We start from the raw sequence: 4,896 nt of genomic DNA, 5'->3' as shown, positions 1-4,896 counted from the left end.
GTCGATGCCGCGCGCCGCGACGTCGGTCGCGACGCAGACCCGCGCGCGACGGTCGCGCAGCGCCTGAAGCGCCTGGTTGCGCTCGTTCTGGCTATGCTCGCCCGACAGCGCCACCGCCGCGAAGCCGCGCTCCGACAGGCTGGCGTGCAAGTGGCGGACGTTGTCGCGCGTCGCGCAGAACAGCATCGCCGTCTCCGCTTCGTGGAAGCGCAGCAGGTTGATGACGGCATGCTCGATATCGGCCGGGGCGACGGCGACCGCCTGATAGGTGATGTCGCCATGGCCGCGGTCCTCGCCGACGGTCGAGATGCGCAGCGCATCGCGCTGATAGGTGCGCGCGAGCTGGACGATCTGGCGCGGCATGGTCGCCGAGAACAACAGGGTGCGACGCTCGGTCGGGGTCGCGTTGAGCAGGGTCTCGAGGTCCTCGCGGAACCCCATGTCGAGCATCTCGTCGGCCTCGTCGAGCACCGCGACGCGCAACTCGGACAGGTCGAGCGCCCCGCGCTCGCCATGGTCCCGCAACCGGCCCGGCGTGCCGACTACGATATGCGCGCCCTGCGCCAGCACGCGGCGCTCGCGCGACGGATCCATGCCGCCGACGCAGGTCGCGATGCGCGCGCCGGTCTTGGCATAGAGCCAGGACAATTCCTTGGCGACCTGGAGCGCGAGCTCGCGGGTCGGTGCGATCACCAGCGCCAGCGGGGCGCCGGGCTGCTGGGTCTGGCCCTTGTGCAGCAGCTCGTCGGCCATGGCGAGGCCGAAGGCGACGGTCTTGCCCGAGCCGGTCTGAGCGGACACGAGCAGGTCGCGGCCGGCGGACTCGGGCTTGCTGACCTCCGCCTGGACGGGGGTCAGTGCTTCATAGCCGCGCGCGGTCAGCGCTTCGGCGAGCAGGGGAGGGAGGTGCGAAAAAGGCATTCTGTCTCGATAAAAAGCGGCGCCGGCCTGGCGCACGGGCGCCGGCGGAAAACGCGGTGACGATGTGGATTGGTCCCGCCCCTACGCGCTTTCGGCCGATTTGGCAAAAGGAAGGGCGAGCGCCGGTTGCCGCGCCGTGCCGCTGACCCCATTTCGGCATTCGACCATCCCCAAACAAGAGGTGTCCCGATGACGCTCCCCGCCGATCCCGTCTGGTTCATCACCGGCTGTTCGACCGGCTTCGGCCGCGAACTGGCCAGGCTGGTGCTCGATCGCGGCTGGCGCGCCGTGGTGACGGCGCGCGGCGCCGATCGCGTCGCCGATATCGTCGAAATCGCGCCCGACCGCGCGCTGGCCTTCGACCTCGACGTGACCGACGGCAAACAGATCGCGGCGGCCGTCGCGGCGACCAAAGACAGGTTCGGCCGCATCGACGTGCTCGTGAACAATGCCGGCTATGGCTATCAGGCCGCGATCGAGGAGGGCGAGGACAATGAAATCCGCGACCTGTTCGAGGCGAACGTGTTCGGCCTGTTCGCGATGACTCGGGCGGTGCTGCCGGTGATGCGGGCGCAGAAAAGCGGGAATATCGTCAACATCAGCTCGATCGGCGGGTTGGTCGGCTTTCCCGCCTCCGGCTATTATTCGGCGACCAAGCATGCGGTGGAGGGCTTCACCGACTCGCTGCGGGCGGAAGTCGCCCCGCTCGGGATCGCCGCTATGTGCGTCGAGCCCGGGCCGTTCCGCACCGACTGGGCAGGGCGCTCGCTGCGTCAGACGCCGAGCAGGATCGACGATTATGCCGACACCGCGGCCAAGCGCATGGCGGCAACCAGCGGCTATAGCGGCGAGCAGCCCGGCGATCCCGTCCGGGCGGGCGAGGCGATGGTCGAGGCCGTGTCGCGCGCCGACGTGCCGCGCCATCTGGTGCTGGGCAAATTCGGCTACGAAACTGCGGTCGCCAAGTTGAAGGAACGGCTGGCGATCATCGAGGACGACCGCGACCTGAGTCTAAGCGCGGACTATCCGGAGATGGCCGAGGCGTGAGCCGCCGCGCGGCGAGGAAGGCGACGATCACAAGGCCGGCTGCGATCCAGGTCGCGACCAGCCGGTCGATCAGCAATCCCTGGGCGATCGTCCCACCACCGCTGGTCAGGAGGAGGATCAGCGGCGTGGTGGCGGCGGTATAGGCGACATAGCTGCGCTTTCTCAGCCACGGGCTCGCCGCGGCCAGCGTCGCGATCACGATGACCAGCGCCCAGCCCGGCAGCGGCCGCGAGGCGATCGCCTCGGTCGCCATCACACCCGTCGCGACTCCCACCGCGCGTTGCAGGACTTTCACCACCAGCCCATCGCCTTGCCGCTGGGTCAGCAGGGCGACGGCGACCGCGATCCAGCTGTAATGGTGCTGCGGCATCGCCTCGCGCAGGACCACGGCGCAGCCGAGGCAGACCATCAGCCGCAGTGAATAAATCCAGCCCGTGACGGTGGCCAACAGCCTTCGCCAGCGGCAATATAACTGCGCGAAACTCGCGCCCGATCGCGGTTCGGCCGCGGCGGTCTGGCCGATCCTCCAGCGCCGCGCTGCGGCGCCGACTGCCAGCGCGCATAAAGCCGCCCAGATCGCGCCTTCGGCGATTAGGATGGTGAGCAACAGGCGATCGGGTGCCTGCGTCGCGATGCCGAGCCCAATCGTGACGAACACGACGAACCGCTGACTGGCGGCCGCGGCCGGTCGGCTGAACCCGCCGAGCAAGGCCCCTATGCCGGCGATCAGCACGAGCCCGGCGTCGCTCCACCAGCCGTGGCGCGCGATCAGCGCGGCGGCAATTGCCGCCCCGATCGCCGCGAGCACGATGTCTCTAACGGTTCGCCAATGCTCCGCCAGGCTGCCGCCGCGCGGGGCGTTGCCGACCCACATCGCGCCGAGCGAGGCGGCAAGCCCGATCCGGGGATGTGCCGCCAGCACGCCGATCAGGATCGGCACGCCCATGCCAAGCGCCGTGACCGCCATCGCCGAGGGATCGAGCGCATCCGCGCCGTCCCATTCCAACGCTCCGCCGAACACGGCGCGCATGCCGAGGACGGATCGAGAGAAAGCAGGGCCCATGGTCGCGCGGCTAGCGCCGGCATCCATGATGAGGCAAGGAGACGATGAGGTGTACTCAGGAACGCGGATCGCGCGCCGCGCTCCGCAGCGGTTCAGCCGAGAAAATTGCTGAGCACATCCGGGTGGAAGCCGAACTTGGCGAAGCCGCAAATGCCCATGAAGATGCCGAACGCGCCGAAGAACCACGATCCGAACAGCAGCATCGGGCTTTCCGCCAGCGCCGCGACCGCCGCCATCGCGATCGCCGTCGAGATCGCGGCTTCGCTGGCGTCGAACTGGTCGTCATGGACGTTGAGCGCGTCGTAATTGTCGGCCTGCGCCTGAGCCTGGGTTTTCAGCTTGGGCGTTTCGGCACGATATTTGGCGATGTCGGTGTCAAGTTGCGCCAAGGCAGCCGCCGAGGCCGCTTTCGCCGCCGGCGCGGTCGACAGCACCGCGATCTCGCTGCGCGCGGTCTCCGAAATATGCAGCTTGGTCCGCGTCGCCTGATATTCGTTCCAGCTGTCGACCGAGTCCGCCTTGGCCTGCTGCATCGTCTGGACGAGGTTGCCGTCCTTGATGTTGCACAGGCCGGTGAAGATCGACAGCACGACCACCGTCAGCGCGACGGCGCGGTTGAGCCTCTTGTCCTTCGCCTCGGCGCTGACTTCGACTTCCACGCGTCGTCTCCAATCGCTTATTTCCCCTCCCGCTTGCGGGAGGGGTTAGGGGAGGGCTTGTTCGTCCCGGATGAGGACATGCCCTCCCCCGACCTCTCCCGCAAGCGGGAGGGGGGAGCAGGCCCGCTAACCGCGAACGCGGATCGCGGCGTCGATCAGCGTCACCAGCACGGCGGCCATCGCGAACGCGGTCAGCAGCCAATAGCCCGGCCCGAACGCGGTGGCATTGTCGGGATTGGCGGTGTCGTACCAGATCGTATGCGCGCCCGCCGGGCGCCAACCGGCGCGGACATAGCGTTTGACTTCGGCGACGTGGCGATCGCCATGCTCGTCCTGATAATGGACCGTCTCTTCGATCAGCCGCTGATTGTCGCCATCGGTCAGCCGCCAGCCGCGCAGCTTGCCGAATCCCCAGAAATCGTCGCGGCGCTCGGCATCGGTATAATCGGTCGCCCACACCACGGCGGCCGCCGGCCGCCAGGCAGCGAACAAGGTCACGGCACGATACACGCAATAGAGCAGCCCGAGCATCAGCGCCGGCGCGGCGAAGGTGATGAAGTCCCGCATTTGGGCTAGGTAGCAGTGAAATCTGTCGATCTCGTAAAGTGAAGGCGATGTGCCGGTGGCGCAGGAACAAGACGCCAACTATCAATCCAGTTTGTTGCGCATCGGCGTCGAGCTAGGTTGTCGCGTAGTTCCCGTGAGAGAAGGTCGCGCGCGCTATCCATTTCGAGGACGTGCGGCACCGGCTGCACGCTGACGATAGAGATGCGGGATCGCGAGATCGTCACTACCTAAACTTGTTGGTTTGGTAAGAACGCGCTCGGTTCGACATCGGTTTGGCTTCGGCTTCGGCGACAAATGACAAGGGGCCGGGAGATCGCTCTCCCGGCCCCTTTCTATTTGCCTGGCCGGAGCGGAAGTGAATTCCGTCCCGTCGATCGCGGCTATCGCCGCTCAGGCTCCAGCGACGTCGGCCGTGTCGATCTTGATGCCTGGGCCCATGGTCGAGCTGACCGCGAGCTTGCGGACATACTTGCCCTTGGCGCCCGACGGCTTGGCCTTGACCACCGCGTCGACCAGCGCGTCGAAATTCGCGCGCAGATCCTCGGCAGGGAACGACGCCTTGCCGATGCCCGAGTGGATGATGCCCGCCTTCTCGACGCGATACTCGACCTGGCCGCCCTTGGCCGCCTTGACGGCAGC

At 67.4% G+C, this 4,896-nt stretch carries 5 protein-coding genes and 1 pseudogene; 1 reads left to right on the top strand and 5 read right to left on the bottom strand.

Annotated features, from left to right (window positions below; translation table 11 throughout):
* Positions 1-921 (bottom strand): DEAD/DEAH box helicase (locus ACTHJR_RS17585; RefSeq protein WP_440524619.1); only part of this gene is annotated, 921 nt, incomplete at its 3' end.
* A 189-nt stretch (positions 922-1,110) separates the two neighbouring features.
* On the opposite strand from ACTHJR_RS17585, the gene ACTHJR_RS17580 reads away from it, so the two are divergent.
* Entirely contained in the window at positions 1,111-1,968 is an 858-nt protein-coding gene (locus ACTHJR_RS17580; RefSeq protein WP_440524617.1) for an oxidoreductase, read from the top strand.
* Here the strand turns inward: ACTHJR_RS17580 and ACTHJR_RS17575 are convergent.
* The 4 genes and pseudogenes from ACTHJR_RS17575 to ACTHJR_RS17560 all read right to left on the bottom strand — a co-directional run.
* Positions 1,907-2,998, bottom strand: coding sequence for an FUSC family protein (locus ACTHJR_RS17575; RefSeq protein WP_440524615.1), 1,092 nt, complete (start codon positions 2,996-2,998; stop codon positions 1,907-1,909). The two genes, ACTHJR_RS17580 and ACTHJR_RS17575, sit on opposite strands and share 62 nt — an antisense overlap.
* 125 nt (positions 2,999-3,123) lie before the next feature.
* The gene (locus ACTHJR_RS17570) at positions 3,124-3,690 is read right to left on the bottom strand and encodes a DUF4337 domain-containing protein (RefSeq protein WP_440524613.1); all 567 of its coding nucleotides are present in this window, start codon (positions 3,688-3,690) and stop codon (positions 3,124-3,126) included.
* A 126-nt stretch (positions 3,691-3,816) separates the two neighbouring features.
* Positions 3,817-4,257, bottom strand: coding sequence for a hypothetical protein (locus tag ACTHJR_RS17565; RefSeq protein ID WP_440524611.1), 441 nt, complete (start codon positions 4,255-4,257; stop codon positions 3,817-3,819).
* Positions 4,258-4,647: 390 nt separating this feature from the next.
* A pseudogene (locus tag ACTHJR_RS17560) lies at positions 4,648-4,896 on the bottom strand (50S ribosomal protein L1); the annotation flags it as partial.

It is taken from the genome of Sphingomonas sp., from assembly GCF_051962185.1.
In the GTDB taxonomy this organism is placed as follows: domain Bacteria; phylum Pseudomonadota; class Alphaproteobacteria; order Sphingomonadales; family Sphingomonadaceae; genus Sphingomonas.
This window is presented reverse-complemented; position numbering and strand designations above follow the sequence as displayed.

Excerpts from the sequence above, each read along its gene's own strand:
- ACTHJR_RS17580 (WP_440524617.1), top strand. The coding sequence starts at position 1,111 with ATGACGCTCCCCGCCGATCCCGTCTGGTTCATCACCGGCTGTTCGACC.
- ACTHJR_RS17575 (WP_440524615.1), bottom strand. The coding sequence starts at position 2,998 with ATGCGCGCCGTGTTCGGCGGAGCGTTGGAATGGGACGGCGCGGATGCG.
- ACTHJR_RS17565 (WP_440524611.1), bottom strand. The coding sequence starts at position 4,257 with ATGCGGGACTTCATCACCTTCGCCGCGCCGGCGCTGATGCTCGGGCTG.